17 protein-coding genes are annotated in these 20,186 nt (G+C 58.7%); 13 read left to right on the forward strand and 4 right to left on the reverse strand.

Going from position 1 to position 20,186, the window contains the following annotated elements:
* Positions 1–112 precede the first annotated feature (112 nt).
* Positions 113–2,143: a methionine--tRNA ligase gene (gene metG, locus Pan189_RS20410; RefSeq protein ID WP_145365922.1), complete on the forward strand. Its 2,031-nt coding sequence runs from the start codon at positions 113–115 to the stop codon at positions 2,141–2,143.
* Between the two features lie 7 nt (positions 2,144–2,150).
* On the opposite strand, the gene Pan189_RS20415 is transcribed toward metG, so the two are convergent.
* Positions 2,151–3,500, reverse strand: a complete 1,350-nt coding sequence (locus tag Pan189_RS20415; RefSeq protein WP_145365923.1) for a glycosyltransferase family protein — start codon at positions 3,498–3,500, stop codon at positions 2,151–2,153.
* Positions 3,501–3,785: 285 nt separating this feature from the next.
* Here Pan189_RS20415 and Pan189_RS20420 point away from each other — a divergent pair, with 285 nt between their 5' ends.
* The 3 genes from Pan189_RS20420 (at position 3,786) to Pan189_RS20430 (ending at position 7,343) form a co-directional block, all read left to right on the forward strand.
* On the forward strand, positions 3,786–4,049 hold the full coding sequence (locus Pan189_RS20420) for a hypothetical protein (protein ID WP_145365924.1): 264 nt from the start codon (positions 3,786–3,788) through the stop codon (positions 4,047–4,049).
* Between the two features lie 38 nt (positions 4,050–4,087).
* The gene (locus Pan189_RS20425; RefSeq protein WP_145365925.1) at positions 4,088–4,744 is read left to right on the forward strand and encodes a 3-keto-disaccharide hydrolase; all 657 of its coding nucleotides are present in this window, start codon (positions 4,088–4,090) and stop codon (positions 4,742–4,744) included.
* 265 nt (positions 4,745–5,009) lie between these two features.
* A complete protein-coding gene (locus tag Pan189_RS20430; protein WP_145365926.1) occupies positions 5,010–7,343 on the forward strand; it encodes a M1 family aminopeptidase in 2,334 nt (777 codons plus the stop codon).
* A gap of 130 nt (positions 7,344–7,473) precedes the next feature.
* Here Pan189_RS20430 and Pan189_RS20435 read toward each other — a convergent pair whose 3' ends face one another.
* Positions 7,474–8,736 carry an NAD(P)/FAD-dependent oxidoreductase gene (locus tag Pan189_RS20435; RefSeq protein ID WP_145365927.1) on the reverse strand — a complete coding sequence of 421 codons (1,263 nt, stop codon included), beginning with the start codon at positions 8,734–8,736 and terminating at the stop codon, positions 7,474–7,476.
* A 179-nt stretch (positions 8,737–8,915) separates the two neighbouring features.
* Between Pan189_RS20435 and Pan189_RS20440 the strand changes: the two genes are divergently transcribed.
* From Pan189_RS20440 to Pan189_RS20480, 9 genes are all read left to right on the forward strand, one after another.
* Positions 8,916–9,539, forward strand: coding sequence for a hypothetical protein (locus Pan189_RS20440; protein ID WP_145365928.1), 624 nt, complete (start codon positions 8,916–8,918; stop codon positions 9,537–9,539).
* Positions 9,540–9,564: 25 nt separating this feature from the next.
* Positions 9,565–10,107 carry a hypothetical protein gene (locus Pan189_RS20445; protein WP_145365929.1) on the forward strand — a complete coding sequence of 181 codons (543 nt, stop codon included), beginning with the start codon at positions 9,565–9,567 and terminating at the stop codon, positions 10,105–10,107.
* Entirely contained in the window at positions 10,100–10,675 is a 576-nt protein-coding gene (locus tag Pan189_RS20450; RefSeq protein ID WP_145365930.1) for a hypothetical protein, read from the forward strand. The genes Pan189_RS20445 and Pan189_RS20450 overlap by 8 nt, the downstream gene beginning before the upstream one ends.
* Complete coding sequence (locus tag Pan189_RS20455; RefSeq protein WP_145365931.1) at positions 10,672–11,190, forward strand: hypothetical protein; 519 nt, start codon at positions 10,672–10,674, stop codon at positions 11,188–11,190. The genes Pan189_RS20450 and Pan189_RS20455 overlap by 4 nt, the downstream gene beginning before the upstream one ends.
* A gap of 109 nt (positions 11,191–11,299) precedes the next feature.
* Complete coding sequence (locus Pan189_RS20460) at positions 11,300–11,860, forward strand: hypothetical protein (RefSeq protein ID WP_145365932.1); 561 nt, start codon at positions 11,300–11,302, stop codon at positions 11,858–11,860.
* 84 nt (positions 11,861–11,944) lie between these two features.
* On the forward strand, positions 11,945–12,442 hold the full coding sequence (locus tag Pan189_RS20465) for a hypothetical protein (protein ID WP_145365933.1): 498 nt from the start codon (positions 11,945–11,947) through the stop codon (positions 12,440–12,442).
* A gap of 72 nt (positions 12,443–12,514) precedes the next feature.
* Positions 12,515–14,041 (forward strand): radical SAM protein, encoded by a 1,527-nt coding sequence (locus Pan189_RS20470; RefSeq protein WP_145365934.1) that lies wholly within the window; start codon positions 12,515–12,517, stop codon positions 14,039–14,041.
* 209 nt (positions 14,042–14,250) lie between these two features.
* Positions 14,251–14,985, forward strand: a complete 735-nt coding sequence (locus Pan189_RS20475; protein WP_145365935.1) for a prolipoprotein diacylglyceryl transferase — start codon at positions 14,251–14,253, stop codon at positions 14,983–14,985.
* Between the two features lie 186 nt (positions 14,986–15,171).
* Positions 15,172–17,274 carry a cytochrome c peroxidase gene (locus Pan189_RS20480; protein WP_145365936.1) on the forward strand — a complete coding sequence of 701 codons (2,103 nt, stop codon included), beginning with the start codon at positions 15,172–15,174 and terminating at the stop codon, positions 17,272–17,274.
* Positions 17,275–17,395: 121 nt separating this feature from the next.
* On the opposite strand, the gene Pan189_RS20485 is transcribed toward Pan189_RS20480, so the two are convergent.
* Both Pan189_RS20485 and ilvB read right to left on the reverse strand, forming a co-directional pair.
* The gene (locus Pan189_RS20485; RefSeq protein WP_145365937.1) at positions 17,396–17,797 is read right to left on the reverse strand and encodes a ribosome-binding factor A; all 402 of its coding nucleotides are present in this window, start codon (positions 17,795–17,797) and stop codon (positions 17,396–17,398) included.
* Between the two features lie 343 nt (positions 17,798–18,140).
* The gene (gene ilvB, locus Pan189_RS20490) at positions 18,141–19,949 is read right to left on the reverse strand and encodes a biosynthetic-type acetolactate synthase large subunit (RefSeq protein ID WP_145365938.1); all 1,809 of its coding nucleotides are present in this window, start codon (positions 19,947–19,949) and stop codon (positions 18,141–18,143) included.
* Positions 19,950–20,186: the final 237 nt, after the last annotated feature.

Genomic DNA, 20,186 nt, shown 5'->3' on the forward strand with positions numbered 1-20,186 from the left:
AGAATCGGCGTCCGCTTTGGCGGCTCGAAGGGCACAACTCGATCCTGTAGACTTCGTACAGCGGCCGCGCCGTTGACTACTTACCCTCGACTCTCAACTCTAGACTCTCGCCTTGTCCCGCCGCATTCTCGTCACCGCCGCCCTGCCCTACGCCAATGGGCCGATTCATATCGGCCACCTGGTGGAGTACATCCAGACCGATATCTGGGTGCGGTTCCAGAAGCTGCGGGGGCATGACTGCCGGTTCTTCTGTGCCGACGACACGCACGGCACGGCGATCATGATCTCCGCCAAACGAGCCGGGGTCAGCGAGGAGGAGTTCATCGCGAAGGTCTCCGAAGAGCACCAGCGGGACTTCGCGGCGTTCGATGTCGATTTCGACCACTACGGCAGCACCAACAGCCCCCAGAACCGCAAGCTGTGCGACGAAATCTGGACGGCCCTGCACGAGCAGAACCTCGTCGTCGAGAAAATGGTCTCGCAGCTTTACGACCCAGTGGAGAACACGTTTCTCGCCGATCGGTTCGTGAAGGGGACGTGTCCTGAGTGCGGCCTCGAAAACTCCAACGGCGACAGTTGCAACAACGGCCACACTTACACCCCGGCCGACCTTGTCGATCCGGTAAGCGTCCTTTCAGGCGCGACGCCCGAGGTCCGGCAGGCTCCGCACCTGTTCGTGCAAATCGAACCGCTGCGGCAACAACTCGCCGAGTGGGTCGACTCGGGAACGGTGCAGCCCGAGGTCGCTAATTACCTTAAGGGGCAGTTCCTCGGTGATGAACTGCGCGACTGGGATGTCAGCCGGCCCGCGCCGTACTTCGGCTTCGAAATCCCCGATGCCCCGGGCAATTACTGGTACGTCTGGTTCGACGCACCGATCGGCTATTTCGCCAGTTGCACGACGTGGTGCGAAGAGAACGGCGAGGACGCCCACCAATGGCTGCGAGACCCGTCGACCGAAATCCACCACTTCATCGGCCGCGACATCACCTATTTCCACTGCCTGTTCTGGCCGGCGATGCTCTATTCCTCGGGCTTTAATCTCCCGAAGCAGGTGCATATCCACGGCTTCCTGTTGGTCGACGGCGAGAAGATGTCCAAGAGTAAGGGCACCTTTATTAAGGCCGAGACTTACGAGAAGTATCTCGACCCGAGCCACTTAAGATATTACTACGCCAGCAAACTCGGGCCGCGGTGGGACGACCTCGACCTGAACCTCGAAGACTTCGCCAATAAGGTGAATGCGGACCTCGTCGGCAAAGTCGTGAACTTGGCCAGCCGGACGGCGAAGTTCGTCAGCGGTCAACAGCTCGCCGCGACTTATCCCGACGACGGCGGCCTATTCAAGAACGCCGCCGCGAAGAGCGATGCAATCGCCGAATGCTATGAAAAATGCGATTTCAATGCGGCCATGCGTGAGGTCATGCTGCTGGCCGATGCGGCGAATCAATTTGTTGAAAACGCCGCACCGTGGACGCTGAAGAAAGACCCTGAAAAGGCAGAAGAATTAAACGCCATCTGCTCGGTAGCGCTCAATCTTTTCCGGCAGATCGTCGTGTATCTCACACCGGTTCTGCCACAGTTGGCGGAGCAGACGGGGACGCTACTGAATACGCCGATTAAGTCATGGGACGACGCGCAGACGCCGCTCACCGGCACGCCCGTCGCACCCTTCAAACATATGATGCAACGAGTCGATCTCAAGAAAGTCGAGGCGATGGTGGAAGAGAGTAAAGAAGATGCCCCCCAAGCCGATGCCATGGCATCGACGCACCAGGATTCGAAGGAATACCTCGAAGCCGAGCCCCTCGCCGAGGAATGCACGATCGACGACTTTATGAAAGTCGACTTTCGCGTTGCCCGGGTGATCGAGTGCGAAGAGGTTCCCGAGGCGCGTAAACTCTTAAAGCTCACACTCGGTCTCGGCGGCGACGAAACCCGACAAGTCTTCGCCGGTATTAAGAGCGCCTATAAACCCGAAGAACTGCAGGGCAAGCTCGTCGTCATGGTCGCCAATTTAAAACCCCGCCAAATGAAGTTCGGCCTCTCCGAAGGCATGGTTTGCGCCGCCGGAGCCGGTGGCTCCGAAATCTTCGTGCTGTCCCCCGATGAAGGGGCCAAGCCGGGGATGCGGGTGCATTGATGCGCGGTTAGCTGTCAGGGTGACGACCGCATTGCCCGCACTCGACGACCTTATTCGGATACCCGCGAAGTAACATTTTTGTGAACCATAAGGCCCCCGCAACGGCGAAGCCTTGCTCGACGATCAATAGCGGCAGCCGAAAGCGGCCTTCAACAGACCAGGTAATGGCGACGACTCCCAGCTCAATGGCAAGTAATGCCAGAGCAATCCAGGCGATGCGTTCTCGATAGGAAGCGGCGATACCGATCAACATAAAAAGCGCAAGAGTTGCTTCAGCGACGCTGCGTGGTCGGACTTCCTGCCAAATCTTCAGCGGCATCAACGCGATTGTCTTCACAAGATGAGCTGTGATCCAATTCAGCGCAATCCGCCGGCCGTGTTCTGCCTTTAAGACCTCCGTCTCGATGAAGTTGTCCGCCGAAATATTTTGATAGAAACCGGCTACGTAGGGATTCTGCCAGACGCCTTGATGCTTCCATGCCAGGTCGCTGTAGCCGGTTGGAAGATCGTGCAGACCGTGGACGCCCGCCGGCATGAATCTTCCCGTCACGAAGCAGTTACGGACTGCCCAGGGGGCGAAGACCATCACGGCTATTAACCCGACGACAGCCGCACCGGCAAACGAGCGTCGCACGCCTGCTCCGGCCTGCCAAGCGATTAAATAGATGAGAGCAGCGATACCCGGCAGCCATAAAATGCATGCTAATCGGGTCAGCATCGCCACCCCGAACACGGCTCCGGCGAGAGCCGCGGGGGCTAAGACCTTTCCCTTCCTCACGCGGAGTAACAAGATCAAGAGAACGCATCCAAAGAGGGCAGATAGCGGCTCGGTCAGCAGCGTGCGACCGTAAAGCCTGACGCGGACATCGAGGACGAGAAACGTCAGCACGAAGACAACAACGGCGATGAGTCCGTCCCTGCGAAAGAAGTACGTCGCAACAACTGCCCCGACCGCGCTGATGCAACAGGTATTCAAAACCCGCATTATCCAAAACTGACGATCGGCTGCGAAATTCGAGAGCGCGATCAAAGCCGGAAATACCGGCGGCCGCTTCACATCCGGCTTGGCCGTCCAGTCCGGCGGCACGGCATCGGGATGAGCTTCGGCATAAGGGCGGATGAAATCGCGACGTGTCAGGTCGACCTGATACCCCCGGCCGCCGGCCAACTCCCAACCCAGTGAGTCGTAACCAATCTCATCGCCGCTCGATGACGGCGGGCCTGTCAACCATCCGCGAGCAGAGTAGTAGCCCAGCAGCATTAGTGTGATGAGCAGCCAAATGGCCACCGCGGTCAGCAACGCCCGGCACGTTGGCGAACTTACCGCGGACGAAGTTTGACTAGTGCAGTCCGACATACAGCGGATTCAAATTCGGATTGAAAAGGCTTGGAGTTGCGGCGTTAGAGCGTACCTCCCGACCGCAATCGTCCCAACCTTAATGGCAACTTCCGATCATGTGAACAAATAAGTCATTCGGCTCGTCACTGACCCGGCGAAACTCGAAACCGGAAGGCTCTACCTCACTCGCGTTCTTGAATGGTTGTTGCATCGGACTTGGGGAATGCCTGACAAATGCGGTAATATCGGGCTCGACTGGTGCCGGTTCGTCGGTGCCCCATCAATCATCGAACGGACTCCAAAATGATTTCCCGTCCTATTCGTTTTCCAAACATGATCATCCGAGTCACGATGGTTGTGGTGCTTGCCGGATTTGCAGTGACCGCTGTTGCGCATCCCGGCCACGGCAGCGACGGGGGTTCGCATTCCCCGATGCACTATGCGACGGAGCCGCCTCATTCGACGGTGTCGGCCCTCACGATCGCGGTCGTCGTTATGGCGGTGCTCCTTGCGATCGCCGGTCCGGGTCTGGTTGTCGCGTGGCGTCGTTCCCGTCAGGGTCAATAAGTCGCTGACCATTTCTCTGCTGCTCGAGGAGACCACCTGTGATTCGCTCATTGACGACCGCCGCACTTGTCTGCTCCGCCGCAACCTTGCTCGCGCAGGGCAGCGAACGCCCCTTCGATGCTGAAAATCTCGACGCTTGGGATTTCGTCGCCTCAAAGGAGGGCTTCGCGAAGGATGATGTCTGGTCGATCGAAGACGGGGTTGTCCGCACAACGGGAAAGCCGTCCGGATACATCAAGACGAAGAAATCGTACCAGGACTATAAGCTCGACATCGAATGGCGTTGGCCACCGGGGACCGAAGGCGGCAACAACGGCGTCCTCGTTCACGCGACTGATCCGAACGCTCTCGGCGTGTGGCCGCAATCATTGGAAGTGCAACTTTTTAAGAATAATGCGGGTGATTTTTGGGTGATCGGCACCGAGATCGACGTTCCCGCTGAAGGCGTTCCCGGCTACGAAAAGCGCATTCAGGGCCGCCGACACCTCAACTTCACCGACGGCTCCGAGAAGCCGCTCGGCGAGTGGAACAAGATGACGATCATCTGTCGCGACGAAACCGTCACGGTCTTCGTCAATGGCGACCTCGTCAACTACGGCTTCGACAGCAGCGTCGATGAAGGTTCGATCTGCCTGCAGTCCGAGGGAGCCGCGTGCGCGTACCGCAATCTTGTGATCACGCCGCTTGAGGATTGATCGCGATTTCTAAAATTCTTGGCCTGTGTCTTCAATAAGGCGTGGTTCGAGAGCGAATCCCTTGCTTGCGCTGCGGGCTTGTGTGGCTCGATCGCACTTAATTGCCGCGTCGTTCAGCCGCGACCGTTAGGGAGCGCTCCGCAAATTTACAAGGGAGCATCCTTGCTTGCGGTGTGATACCTACTTTACCGTCGTCAGGAATCTCTCTCGTCGTGACCTATGATTTAGGGTCTACGGAGAATCCGACCTCGCGATAACCGATAATATGCGCATCATCGTACCCCTCGTCGCCGCCGCAGGCGCGTTGCTCGTTCCGAGTCTCAGCAGCGCTCAAGACCCAACCCTGCCGCCCAATCCGTTTCGGCAGCTTGATACCGATGGGCTGCTCTCGACACCGACCGATGAGCGGCTCGCCAGTGGGGCGCCGGGGCCGGGGTATTGGCAGCAGCAGGTCGATTACGAGATCGACGTGACGCTCGACGAGGAGGCGAAGACGCTCTCCGGCGAGGCGACGATCACCTATCACAATAATTCGCCGCACGAACTCGACTATCTGTGGTTGCAGCTCGACCCGAACCGCTTCAGCCCCGACGCCGATGCACGGCTGTCCGATGCCCGCGGCGTGCCGAAGGATATGTCGTTTAATGACATGCAGCGGCTGCTCGCGGCGGCGACTTTTGACGGGGGAATCAAACAGCTTCGCGTGACCGACGCGGCAGGCGAGAAACTTTCTCACCGCGTGATCCGGCAAATGATGCGGGTCGATCCGCCACAACCAATCGCCAGCGGCGAGACGTTCTCATTCCACGTCGCCTGGAAATACACGATCAACAACGCTGAGGAGGTCGCGGGGCGCACCGGTTACGAGCTATTCGGCGAAGATGAATTGCCGGTGTTCTGCATTGCGCAGTGGTACCCCCGGATGTGCGCCTACACCGATTACGGCGGCTGGCAGCATAAACAGTTCCTGCGGTTCGGCGAGTTCACGCTCGAGTTCGGTAAATTCAAAGTTCGGATCACCGCTCCCGACAATCACACCGTCACCGCGACCGGTTCCTTAACGAACGCCAAGGATGTCTTAACGAAGAAGCAACGCCGCCGATTGAAAGAAGCCGGAGGCGCCGACGCGCCGGTTTTCATTATCAATGACAAAGAAGCGGCGAAGAATCGGAAGTCGAAAGCGAAAAGCACGAAGACGTGGGAGTTTGAAGCGGAGAACGTTCGCGACTTCGCTTGGGCCTCATCGCGCGGATTTGTCTGGGATGCGATGGCCGCCAAATTGAGTGAATCGGACGAGACCGTACTCGCCCAGTCGTTTTATCCGAAAGAAGGGATGCCGCTCTGGGACAAATACGCGACGGAGTCGGTCGCTCATGCGGTCGAAGTCTACTCGCGATATGTCTTCGACTATCCCTACCCGACGGCGATTGCCGTCATGGGAGTCGTCGGTGGCGGAATGGAATACCCGATGATCAGCTTCAACGGACCGCGACCGGAGAAAGATGGCACTTACAGCAAGGCGACACGCGACAAGTTAATTTTCGTCATCATCCACGAAACGGGGCACAACTGGTTCCCGATGATCGTTAATAGCGATGAAAGACAGTGGATGTGGATGGACGAAGGCTTAAACTCCTTTGTGCAATATATCGCCGAACAGGAGTGGGACGCGAACTTCGAAGGCGACAACGGCGAGGCCGCCGGGGCCGTCTGGTATATGAAGTCGAAAGACCAGCAACCCATCATGACGCAGGCCGACTCCGTGACCGTGCTGGGCGGTAACGCCTATCAGAAGCCCGCTTCGGCATTGGGAGCACTGCGAGAGACGATTCTGGGCCGCGAACTCTTTCATGACGCGTTTCGAGAGTATGCCCGCCGATGGAAGTTCAAACGCCCGACGCCAAGCGACTTCTTTCGCTCGATCGAAGACACCTCCGGGACCGATCTCGACTGGTTCTTCCGCGGCTGGTTCTTCACGACCCAGCATGTCGACTTCGCGATCAGCAACCTCCGGCTGTACCGCATCGACGCCAAGGACCCAGCGGACCTGAAGAAGCGGGCCGAGCAGAAAAAGACTGACGCACCCAAGCCGATCGCCCGCGTCCGTAACGAATCACTGACTCGACGCACCGAGGGCAAGCCGGAACTGGAGGACTTCTATAGCACCTTCGACCCGCACGCGGTGACTGAGAAAAAGCTGAAGAGCTACAAAGAATTCATCGAGAAACTGTCACCCGAAGAATTCGAGTTGCTGAAATCGAATCGACTGTTCTATGTGCTCGATATTAAGAATGAAGGCGGCCTAGTGATGCCGATCATTCTTAAAGTGACCTACGAGGATGGCTCCACCGAAGAACTCCGCTACCCCGCGGAGATCTGGCGCAAGTCGCCAACGAATATCTCACCGATGATCCTCGCCGACCAAAAAATCACCCGCATCGAACTCGACCCCCGCAACGAAACGGCCGACACGGACCGGGACAACAATTACATCCCGCGGCAGGTGCCAGAAGACTACTTCAAACTGAACAAGCCGGATGAGGCCATTAAGAATCCGTTGAAGGATTCGCTTGAACTCAAAGAGACGGGAGAAGAGTGAGGGCGAAGGCAAGGGGTCTTCGGTGCGAGGGGGCGTTCGTCACCGGAAACAATTTCAAACTACGTTTGTAACTCCTGTCTTCTGACTTCTAACTACTGACTTCTGCCTCCTTACTACTCGCTCCCCGCTCCTACGCCTCCACCTCACGCTCAAGCACCGCCTCTGCCGCGCGGCGGCCGGTTTCCATGGCGCCGTTAAGTGACGAGTTGGCCCAATGATCGCCGCAGACATAAACGCCTCCCGCGTGAAGCGGATCGCGGCCATCGAGATTACTCGTCGGCGGAATCATCTTGGGCAGCGCTTGCGGGATACGGTATGTCTTGAGAAGTCGCCAGTTTTCAACTGATTGCCCGAACCATCGCTTCGCCTGACGCTTGACCGGGTCGATGAGTTCATCGCCATCACCGAATTCTGACTTGGTCGAAATACAAATCAACGAACGCCCCTGCGGCGCATAGCTCCGGCAAATCTGACTCGGAACCGTCAGGTTACTGATCGGCCCGTCGTTTTCGGTCGCGCTTAAGACCAACAAGGGTTCCCTTAAGGGCGGGCGGTCAGCCTCGAAGTACAGGCAGGTCGTCGAGTTCCACTGTGGCGGCTCGACATCGTCCAGCCACGTCGCGGCCGCAATGCCATCGGTCGCAATGATCACGTGCGAGGAGTCGACACGTTCGCCACTCTCGAGCGTCACCCCCGCCTTGTCAACGGAAGAAACCGGAGTGTTCAGGCGAAGCGAACCGGCGGGAAGACGATCGGCCAACTGTTGGGGAATCGCCTGCATCCCCGCGGCGGGAAGTGCCGCGTGACCCTTGGCAAACATCCCGAACACGAACATCAGCATCCGATCGGTCGTGGCGAGATCATGCTCCAAATAGATGCCGCCGAGAAATGGTCGGAAGAACCGGTCGATCATCCGGTCGGTAAATCCGAACTCATCTCGCAATGCGGTGAGCGTCGACTTTTCTTCCCGTAACCAGACGGCATCGAGCGATATGGCCTCGGCAGCGCGACGCAATTTCGCAACCCGCAGTTTGTCCGTGAGTGATCCCGCCGGGTTGGTCGCCGTCGCGACGAGATGCTGCGGACGTCGCCAAGGATCGACAAACCGGCGCAGCGAACTTCCGATCGCAAGCATTGCCCCGGGGTCGAATCGGCCGAGCCGGAGCGCATCGTAGTCGAGATGCTTCCGCGCTTCAGGGTAGGCGGTCAGCAGCACCTGAAAGCCGCGATCGAGTTGAAAACCATCGACGGCGTCAGTCCGCACGCGTCCGCCGACGGCATCAGCCGCTTCGAGAACCAGGACGCGGCGACCGGCTTCAGTAAGAACTTTAGCGCAAGTCAGTCCGGCGACACCGGCACCGACGATAATCGTCTCTGGTGATTCATTCGGCATGATTGGCAGGGGAGCAGAGAAGTTTGAGTTTGGATGACGGACATCGGCGGTTTGATGGTTTCATAGGCAGCCGTGGCGCGACATTCAAGAAACGGGGAGAATCCCGATCCTTTCAGGAATTGCGCTTGTCGCTTCGGGTGTGGGGGATTCCAATGAGCAGGCATCGTGTGGAGCCACCCATGTCCAGCAGCAATGCCGCGACCCGATCACCAACCGACGCGGCACCTTCAACGGTTTCGATATCGCGATCGTCAGCGGAGCGGATCAATCTCATCCGATTGATCTCGGTTGCCGCGTTCTACGCCGTTGAAGTTCTCAATTACTACAACGTCTCGCTGGGGCCCTACGGCTTTCCGGACGAAGTCTGGGAGTCGACGCACCGTTCCATTACGGCAATCGCGTCGGCGTGGGTGCTTCTGGGGGCTGCCTCGGCGTTTATGCCGACTCAGATTCGTTGGTTCGCGGCCTTTGAAACGGTCGCCGATCTGTTATTGCTCAGCCTGCTGATGTGCGTCGCCGGCGGACCGCGCGGCCCGATGGCGGTCGGCTATTTTCTGATCATTGCGCTCTCAGGCCTGCGATTTCGCCTCCCACTCGTGCGGCTGGCGACGCTCGGATCGATCATCGGCTATCTCTGCGTCAGCGGTTACGCCCGCTGGTACGCGGTCGATCCCTCGGAACTGGTCGTGCCGCGTTACCATCAGGTGATCGTGCTGATTGCTCTCGGGTTGTGCGGGGTCACCATCGGTCAAATCGTGCGAATCGCGGCCAATGCGACGGGCGGCAACGGTAGAGCCACTTGAGAAGGGATTGAACCCGGGCTAATTCATGAACGATTCCGACGATTCGTCCGACAACTCGAACGACTTTGACGGAGCGTTCGTGCCCGAAGTCGTCGTCGAAGACGGCGTCCCGCAGGGCAACCAGTCGACGGCGGTGCTGATCGCGCTGGGCATCACGCTCACTCTTGTCGTCGGCGCGTCAATCCTAACGGTTCCGGGTATCGGTATCGCCCTTTTGATTCTGGGACTCGTGCCACTTGCGCGGACGGTCATCGTCGTTCGCCAGCGGTCGCAGTTCGGTCGCGACACGTCGACCGGCAAGACCATCGGGATGTTCTTGCTGTCGTCCGCCGTGACTTTGGGGCTGGCCTGGTTCCTTTGCGGTGCGGTCCTGCTCGCGTCGTTTCTCGCCTTCTTCGTCGTCTGCTGGGGGGTGATCGGGACTTCGCAAGCTTTGCCGCAGGAAATGGCCGAGTTTGTCTTATTTGCAGCACCGATCACCGCAGGAGTGCTTTCGTTGCTGTTCGGAGGTTGGATGATCTGGCAGGTGGCCCGCGCCCGGTACAAGCATGATTTGAAACGTGACTGATCTCGATTCCCCAATTCAGTTCGAAGCATTAGAGGCAATCGGCGAGCGCTATGAGCATGACGAAAAGCGCATTGACGAGCGCTCCCAACGCAGCCAGTTTCGTCGCTCGTTATTGATTTGGTCGGCCGTTTCGGCATTTCTCATGGGCTGCTTCGGCTTCGGTCTGCTTGTCGCCATTGTCGCAGCACCAGACCTTGTGAACCGGTATCTTCGGATTCACCGATATCGCAGACCGCGCGACTCCGTGTTCCCGCCACTATTCCTGTGGATTGTCGTCGCATTCGCGATTCAGTCGTCGGCTATGTGCGGCTTCGCGGGTTTGGCAGGGTCGATGTTTCTGTTTGAGAAAGCTGGTATCGGACCGCTCGATATCGACAAAGCTTGGTTCGGCTTCTCCGATCTCACTTCGACGTTCATCTACGCGATCGTAATCTTCTTGGAAGCAATCGCCGTCTTAGCATTCGTGCTGGCGGCCATTGGAATACCCACCACGATTTGGAGCCACTTTCTTCTCTCGCCAGGCTGCCCGTTCGGTTTGCCGGAACGCGAGGCGGAGCATCCGTCGTGAGTGACGCTTCAGACGTTAATAGGTCGCCTCGACGCTGCAGTCGCGATGTTGTCCCGCCACCGTCGATGCGAGAGGACCCGCGGGCAAATCGATCTCCGGCCGCGCAAGTTCTCGGTCTGATTATCGCCATCGCCGCCATAGAAATTTTGACGATCTGGATGTTGGGGCTGGGAGTTCTGCTGTCGATCGCGATGATCGGTCCGCTCGCCAAGGCCATTGGGCAATTGCGACGCAGCAACCCGGACGAAGAGTCGCGCGTCGAGAAGTTCGGCCGCATCATGCTGGCAATTCTTATCGTTCAATCAGTGACGACTGCCGGAATTACGGTACTGGCCGTCGCTTGCTACACGGCCGCAATCGGGGCTGTGGATTCCTCCGTCGCCTCGCTAATCGGACTACTCGGGGCCGCAGGCGTTGTTTGGCTCGCCGCAATGATTTGGATGTACATTCTGGCTTCAAACCGTCAGATTCAATTAAATGGATCAGACGGCGAAACCCCCGCAGACGCAGGTTAATTATGCTCCCTCTTTGCGGCCGTAGTTTGCTCGGCCTGAAGAATTCGCTCTGTCCGAAGTGCGGGCCGCGGGCCGAAGTCGAACGCAGTGCCGCTGAGGGGCGACTGTAATGATGCCGCTCTTCGAACCACCGAAGACACCTTCCTCACTGCCCGAACCGGCGACCGCCGGTCCGACCCGGCCCTACCAACCGTCGGCCGAGCGAAAGCTCATGGGCCAAATCATGGGTCTTGCGTTCATCGAACTTGTTACCATCGGTTTCTACGGCCTCGGCCTCGTACTGCTCATTTTGATGTCGATCCCACTCGCCCGGACGCTGAAAGAATTGCGGACCCGACCCGATCACGTCGACACGCCTTTAGAACAACTCGGTCGGATTGCACTGATGATCGTGGTCGTCCAATCGGTCGCAGTCGCCGGCTTCACCGCAACGCTCGGTTCCTGCACCCTCGGTTCAATGATTGCTTTCGGCGCGATGGGCAGCGGGGGCGAATCAATTTTCATCGTCGCAATGCTATTATCGATCGGTATTCTGCCGCTGAGCCTGTGGGGCGCATCTAAAGCATGGATGCACTTCCTAATGCCGGCGCCTGAATTCCGACCGCGTGCGTCTCCCGACGAAGTTCCCGAACAGATCGACGAAAGCCATGCTCCCTCTCCGCGGACATAGTTTGCTCGGCCTGACGAAATCACTCTGCCCGAGTTGCCTCGACACGGTCGAAGCCGAGATAACCGGACCGCCGCGGAGCCTGCCGTGAGCGATCCCCATGCCGAGACAGACGCACTCTGGCGGGCGAATCGCCGTGAGGAGCGGGACGACGCGTTGCGGTTTCATATCCTTGCGATCGCCACGATCGAATTGTTGACAGTCTGGTTCTACGGTATTGGATTGCTCTTTGCAGTTGCCGCAGCCATTCCGCTATCGCGCAAACTCAGGAATTTACGGGAAGACGTTTCGATACCCGCAACACTGACCGAACGGTTTGGTTATTTTGCGCTTACGGTCGTCGTACTGCAGTCGGTTGCGGTGGCAGCCGGCACTGGGTTCGCTGTCCCCTGTATCTCCGGGCTGTTTCTGGCAAGCACGGTGCTTAGGCCGATCAACAGCACTGTATTCGCGCTTTGTTTCTCGCTCGGCGGAATCGTACTCTCATTTACTTTGCTAGGCTTTACTCTCTGGTATGCGACACGAATTTGGATACGAATCCTTACACCTGACTATCAACAACCTGAAGAGATCAAACGCGATTAAGCATGATACTTTATCATATAAGTACAAACTGCGTACGCTCGACTGGCAATCCAACAAACGAGATGATCCCCCATGCTCCCTCTCCGCGGACATAGTTTGCTCGGCCTGACGAAATCGCTCTGCCCGAGTTGTCTCGACACGGTCGAGGCGAAGATCATCGAACGCGGCGGGCGGGTTTACTTCCGCAAGCGCTGTCCGAAGTGCGGCCCGCGTGACGATTTCGTGTGCAGCGACGTGACCTGGTACGACCGGCTTGAGTACGTCACGCCCGGGAAAATCCCCAAGATTCATGCCATCGAGCCGAAGGAGGGCTGCCCGCGCGACTGCGGACTTTGCACCGATCACGAGCAACACACCTGCATCGGCATTGTCGAACTCACCGACAGTTGTAATCTCAAATGCCCGATGTGCTACGCGGGTAGTGCGCCGGGCTTAAAACATCACTCCGTTGATGATTGCAAACGCGCGATCGATCGCCTCGTGGAAGTCGAAGGCCGACCCGAGGTGGTTCAGCTCTCCGGCGGCGAGCCGACCGTCCATCCGCAGTTTCGAGAAATCTACGACTACGCCTGCCAACAGCCGATCGACTATGTGATGATCAATACGAACGGCTTAAATTTTGTGCGAGACCCATCACTGGTCGAGTACGTCGCCGAGCGGAAAAAACGGACCGAAGTCTACTTTCAATTTGATAGCTTTAAGGAATCGGCCACGTTGGAACTGCGCGGGGCGAAACTCGTCACCGAAAAATTAAAGGCGATCGATGCCCTGTGCGATGCCGATATCCATATCATTCTGGTCTGCACCCTGCAGCCCGGCTTAAATGATGACGAAATCGGGAAGCTCGTCGACTTCGGATTACAGCGGCCCTGTATTACGGGGATCAGCTTTCAACCGGCCACCTATTCGGGACGCAATTTCACGCCGGAAGTGCTGGAGAATCGGATCACATTCCCTGACGTCATCTCCAAGGTTTGCGAGCAGACCTCCGAGGGTACGGTCTTCACGCCGCAGGACTTTATGCCGCTGCCCTGTGCTCATCCGAATTGCCATCAACTGACCTACGCCTATCGCAAAGGTGGTCAGGTCACGCCGCTGCCCCGCTTCATCGATGCCAAAGAAAACCTTGATCTGCTCGCCAACGGAATCACGTTCACCCGCCCCCGCGTTCGCGCACTCGTCGAGCGGTTCTTAAGTCGCATGGGACAGGGCTGCTGCGCGGGAGGGGACTGCGAGACGGAAGAGGCAAACGTCCGGGAGATAGCGGGAGACGCAAACGGGCTTTCAATCCTTGAGTCTTCCATTCCCTCCTTCGCCAGCTCTCCCGCTCTCCAAGGCGACGGCTTCATCGCCTCCAACGCCCGTAAATTCTTCGCCGCCGGGCTCGCCGAGACGCTCACGCCGAAAGACGTCTTCCGCATCACGATTACGAACTTTCTGGACGCCTATAATTTCGACGTCCGTCGCTTAATGAAATGCTGCACGCACCACGTTCTGCCGAGCGGGCATGTCGTCCCGTTTTGCGCCTACAATACGCTCTATCGCAACGGCCATATTCCGTTGCCCGCGCTTAATCAGGAAGATGCCATGCTAATTTAGATGGCTCGAGAACTAATGACACAGCCGATGTCGAGTGACGCCTCTCGAGAATGACCTTGCGACTTTTGAGAAAGCGAGTTTATAGGAAATTGAACAGACAAGATTAACGTCGGAACTTAACCGAGAGTGTTTCGGGTTCCAAAGCGACCGCGTCTTGTTCTGACATTTTCTTAAAATCATTCAATGACGGCTTAATCGAAGTTGGCTTGATGCCCGTACCACCCGCCTATCCGCTGATCATGCTGTGCGCCGTCGCTGCGGGGATCCTGCTGTCGCGCGGGCAGCGCAAATCGCTCGGCCTGTCTCGTGCCGAGCGATTCGCCATTGCCCTCGGAGCGTTTTGCGGGGCGATGGTGGGGGCGAAGGTGCCGTTTCTGCTGTATGACTTAGAGGGCTTCGCGACAGGGACGGCGTGGCTGGCGAGTGGGAAGACGATTCTGGGCGGTCTCGTCGGCGGCTATCTGGGCGTCGAACTGGCGAAGTGGTCGGTCGACGTGAAAGTCTCGACGGGCGACACCTATGCCGTGGCGGTTCCGACTTCGATTGCGATCGGGCGACTCGGCTGCTTCGTCGCCGGCTGTTGCTTTGGGACGCCTTCAGCGATGCCTTGGGCGGTCACGTTCGGCGAGTTGGGTCGACGGCACCCCACCCAACTCTACGAATCGGCGTTTCATCTGCTCTGCGCGATCGCCTTGTGGGGACTGCGACGGGACGGCATGCTCCGAGGGCACCTGATTCAGCTCTACATCATCGGCTATTGCGGTTATCGCTTCGCGACGGAGTTCATTCGGCCGGAGCCTCGGCTGTGGGGCGGGCTGACGGGCTATCAATGGGCGGCCGGCGCAATCATGATGCTTTTGGTGGGGCTGTGGATTTGGCAGAGCCGCTCGGCTTCGGCCCTCGCCGGGCGGAACGAGTCGGACAAAATTTCGCCGCAAGTGTGAGGCATTTCGCATCCGCGGGTGGAATCCTGGTGAATACTACCACGGGACGGCGTAAAATCCTGCGGGCTGGATGCGTCTGAACGGACGTGTTCGAGGGCGTTTGCGGGATTGTCGCATGGCGCCATAAGACTCCGAACGTGCTTCGAGTTTGGCACGCATCTCAATCCGCATTTCGAGAAGACCTTCGTGTCGCAGGAACCCGAAAAGACTTTCATTTCCAATGCATCGGAGGGAGTCGATCAGACGCTCGTCACGCCGTCGTCGCTGGGCAATCCTGCTGCGATTGATTCGGTCAATGCCGGCGTAGGAGAGACCGTGGTCCGGAAATCGGACCTGCCGCAGATCGAAGGTTACGAGCTTCACGATCAGATCGGCCTCGGAGCGATGGGAGCGGTCTACCGGGCGAAGCAGCACCGGCTGAACCGGATCGTCGCGCTGAAGATCCTGCGGCCTGAGGCGGCCAAACAGGCCGATCGCTTCCGCGTCGAGGCCGAAGCTGCGGCACAACTCCAGCATCCGAACGTAGTGCAGGTCTTCGATGTCGGCATCGATCGGGGTCGCCCGTTCGTGGCCCTCGAAATGGTGTCGGGGCGAAGTCTCGATCGCAAGATGAAGGGGCAACCTTGGTCCGGCCGCGACGCCGCTGAAATCACCACCAAGATTGCTCGGGGCGTTCAAGCCGCGCACGACAAAGGCATCATTCACCGCGACCTCAAGCCCGCCAATATTTTGCTCGACGACCAGGGTGAGCCGAAGGTCTCGGACTTCGGTCTGGCGAAGCGGCTCGACACCGATTCGAGCCAGACCAAAGCGGGGGATGTGCTTGGCACTCCGAATTACATGGCGCCGGAGCAGGCATCGGGGCGGCTGCAGAATCTCGGTCCGGAGGCTGATGTCTACGCGCTCGGCGCGATCTTGTACGACCTGACGACGGCCCGTCCGCCTCATGTCGCCGACACGGTGATCGAGACCCTCGAGCTGGTGAAGCACGCGGACGTGAAACCGCCGCGGGTCTACAACCCGGCGTTGCACCGCGATCTCAGCACGATTGTGATGAAATGCTTGCGGAAAGAGCCTCGGCTGCGCTACCGAAACGCCGGAGAATTGGCCGCCGACCTCGAGCGGTTTATGCGGGGCGAGGTCATTGCCGCCCGGCCGATGTCGCTCGGGGAGAAGGTCGGCCGGACACTGAAAAAGCGAGCCGTTCCACTTTCGATCGCAGCGGTCCTCTTTGCGGCCGTGACAGCGACGGCGGCGGCGGTTTTCGCATGGGGCGAGGCGTCGCAGAAGTCGAAAGAGGTGGTAGCACTTCGGGAGAAAGCGGAGACCGAGACGGAACAGTTGAGGGCATTGCAGGCAGTGGCCCTCGAAGTGCCGTTGGGACTTTCCTCACCACCGGTGCCGGGAGACAACCCGCTGACCGAAGCGAAAGTCGAACTTGGGAAGCAACTGTTCTTTGACAAGCGATTGTCACGGGATAACTCGATCTCATGCGCCGATTGCCACAACCCGACCGCGGGCTGGAGTGAACGGCGGATGAAGTCGGTCGGGATTGAGGGCCGTATGGCGACACGGAACTCGCCGACGGTGGTAAACGCGGTCTATCACAGATTCCTGTTTTGGGACGGCCGGTCGCCGTCGCTTGAACATCAGGCGGGGGGACCTATTCAAAATCCGAACGAGATGGGAATGTCGTCGGTCGATGAGGTCGCCGAGAAGCTATCTGAGATCCCCGGCTATGTGGAAGGCTTCGAGAAAGCGTTCGGCGAGGGGCCAACGGCCAAGACAGTGACCAAGGCCATCGGCGCGTTCGAGCGGACACTGATCGCCGGCAACAGCCCGTATGACCGATACGAAACGGGCGACGAGAGCGCGTTGAGTGCCGCGGCGGTCCGCGGGAAGAAGCTGTTCTTCGGCAAAGCCCACTGCTCGGCCTGTCACGTGGGCGAGCACCTGACCGACTTCGCCTTCCATAACATCGGGACGAGCAGCGGCGACGTGGGGCGATTCGCCGTCAGCGGACTTCTTGGCGACAAAGGCGCCTTCAAGACCCCGACGCTGCGTGATGTCGACCGGACCAGCCCCTACATGCATGACGGGAGTCTGAAGACGCTCGAAGAAGTCATCCGTCACTATGATAAAGGCGGAAACCCGAACCCGCGACAGGACGAAGAGATCTTCCCGCTTCACCTGTCCGAGTCAGAGCAGCAGGACCTGCTCGCTTTTCTGACCGAGGGACTGCGAAGCGACGACTACCCCATGATCAGTCTGCCGGAGCTGCCGAACTGATCACTATTCGAGGTCAAGTGGAAGCACCATCAACAAGCCGCGCATGACGTAAGCGGTTGTTACAATTTAGCAATCCCCTTATGTCGTGCGCGTCTTGTGTGACGCCGAACGCCCAAGGCAATCAGCCATCCATTGCCTCCGATGAATACCCCGTTTCGCCGCGCTCCGCGTCGGAGGGTTCGCTGGCGACGGTGAAGTGCAGTTCCGGAACTTTGCGACGGCTGATCGATGCGGCGACTTCACTGCGCAGCTTTCCGCCGACAATACCGAGCCGCTCAACGACGTCGGCCGGCTCGGGCGGATTTTCACGATCGAGACTCGAGACGGTCACGAGTAGATTGGATGCATCCGGCAACGGATTGACGCTCTCCACGTAGAGCCCGCGGAGCACGTCGTCGTCACATTCGCCCGTGAGGACGTATTCGAGCGTGTGCTTGACCTGTTGGCAGAGCTGAAGCGTTTTCCGGTCGGGGCGGCGATCGCGACGCCCGGCCGATGCTGCTCCTTGACGACGTGATCGCACGAGTCTTCTCCCGCCTGTGTTTCGGTTATTCACACAATGCTATCAGCCCGATCGGCCGATTCCGAATCGGCTCTTGGAGACCGCTTATCGGTCTGGCAAGAAAGAACCGCGGAGACGATCAGTCGCCTCCAGCAAACTGAGAGGTTAGGACGACGCGGGGTTCGGTGAGAGGTCAAGCGGTCTTGTGGGACGCTGCTTACGCGACGGTGATCGAACGCCAAGGGCGCTCTTTATCGGCCGAAGTCTCGACTCGGCAACGAGTAGACCGATCGTCACCGAGAACCGAGCAACTGAAATGGTGCCAGCCGATCGCTCGAGTTCCCCATCTCAATTCGGCTTCACACTACTCCGTAATGATATCCCGCACCGTCTTACCCGACGGGATCATCGGCAGGACGTGTTCCTGATAGGGGCAAATGACCTCGAGCAGGTAGGGCCCGTCGGTTTCGACCATCCGCTTCACTGCGGCGTCGTATTCCGACTTGTCACGCACCTGCTCGGCCGGGATGCCGTAGCCCTTCGCGATTGCGACGAAATCCGGGTAGGTGTCGGACCCGTGGGTGCCGTCTCCCTGCCCCAGTGCTTCCGGCTTATCGACCGGACCGAGGTACGTGTGAGCCCGGCGACCGTCCATGAAGCGGTCTTCCCACTGCGTGACCATGCCGAGGTGCTGGTTGTTGAGCAGCAGGATTTTGACCGGCAAGTTCTCGCAGCGGAGCGTGGCCAGTTCCTGGATATTCATTTGGAACGAGCCGTCGCCGTCGATGTCGATAACAAGTTCGTTCGGGAACTCGGCGGCCACGCCCATCGCGGCGGGCAGACCGAAGCCCATCGTGCCGAGGCCGCTTGAAGAGAGCCAGTGACGCGGCTTGTTGAAGCGGAAGAATTGAGCCGACCACATCTGGTGCTGACCGACGCCAACTGCCACATAGGGATCGCGCTCGCGGACGAGTTGCCACAGTCGCTCGATCGCGTACTGCTGAAGGATTTCGTCGCTGCTGTCGCGAAACTTGAGCGGATACTGCTGTTTCCACTCGTCGATCTGGCTGTGCCAGTCGCTGACGTCCGGAATGGCCTCGTCCTCGACCATCGCGTTGAGTGCCTGCAGTGTCTTCTTCAGATCGGCGACGATCGGAATGTGAGCCTCTTTGTTTTTGTGAATCTCCGAGGCATCAATGTCGACATGGATGATTTTGCCGTGCTGGGCGAACTCATCGAGCTTGCCCGTCACGCGGTCATCGAAGCGGACACCGAAAGCAAGCAACAGGTCGGCTTCGTTAATCGCGCGGTTCGCGTAGACGGTTCCGTGCATCCCCAGCATGTGCAGGCACTGCGGGTCTTCAGCCGGAAAGGAGCCGAGGCCCATCACGGTCATCGTCACGGGGATGCCGGTCTTCTTGGCAAACTTGGTCAGCTCTTCGGAGGCGCCCGACGTGATGCAGCCGCCACCGACGTACAGAATTGGCCGCTTGCTGTGGCGGATCGCCGCGAGGATCTGCCGCACCTGATCGGGATGCGGGCCGTGCGTCACCGGATGGTAGCCCGGCAGGTTCATCGGCGGGTCAAAGTCGATCTCGTCGGCTTCGAGGGTCGCGAGCTGTACGTCTTTCGGGAAGTCGATCAACACCGGTCCCGGACGACCCGTTGTGGCGATCGTGAAGGCTTCTTTAACGATCCGCGCGACATCGTGAATGTCGGTGATCATGTAGTGGTGTTTGGTAATGGCCCGAGAGACCTCGACCATCGGCGTCTCTTGAAACGCATCCGATCCGATGACGCTCTGCGGCACCTGTCCGGTGATCGCCACCATCGGCACGCTGTCGAGCTTGGCATCGGCGATCGAGGTAACCAGGTTCGTCGCACCCGGGCCGCTGGTCGCCATACAAACGCCGGCCTTGCCGGTTGTGCGGGCTACACCCTGAGCGGCGAAGGCGCCCCCTTGCTCGTGTCGCGGCAGGATCGTCCGCAGTCGCTCTCGGCCCTTCAGCAGAGCTTGGTGGAGCGGCATACTTGCACCGCCCGGATAGGCGAACACGAAATCGACATCATGCCTGATCAGGCACTCGACGAGGATTTCGGCCCCGTTCAACGTGCTCGTTTCAGTCTGTGGCAGCGTGGGTGAAGCGGTCGACACTGGCAGTTCCTCACTCATCGTGCGTCGGCAAAGCGACGGACTCTATTGCACCGGGCAAGCCCAATGGCGGTTCATGAAATCAAACGAGAATGACTTAAGCTTTGGGAGAACGTCTCGCCGAGGCAATCAATTTTGTCTGAAAAACGACAGGCGGATGACGAAACGAAGCCGGGCAACATGGAATCAAGGTTGAGCCAAGAGTGGACCGAACCGTTTTCCAACCACTTCTGACTCGACCGCAATCGTCTCTACCGT

This window comes from Stratiformator vulcanicus, assembly GCF_007744515.1.
GTDB classification, from domain to species: domain Bacteria; phylum Planctomycetota; class Planctomycetia; order Planctomycetales; family Planctomycetaceae; genus Stratiformator; species Stratiformator vulcanicus.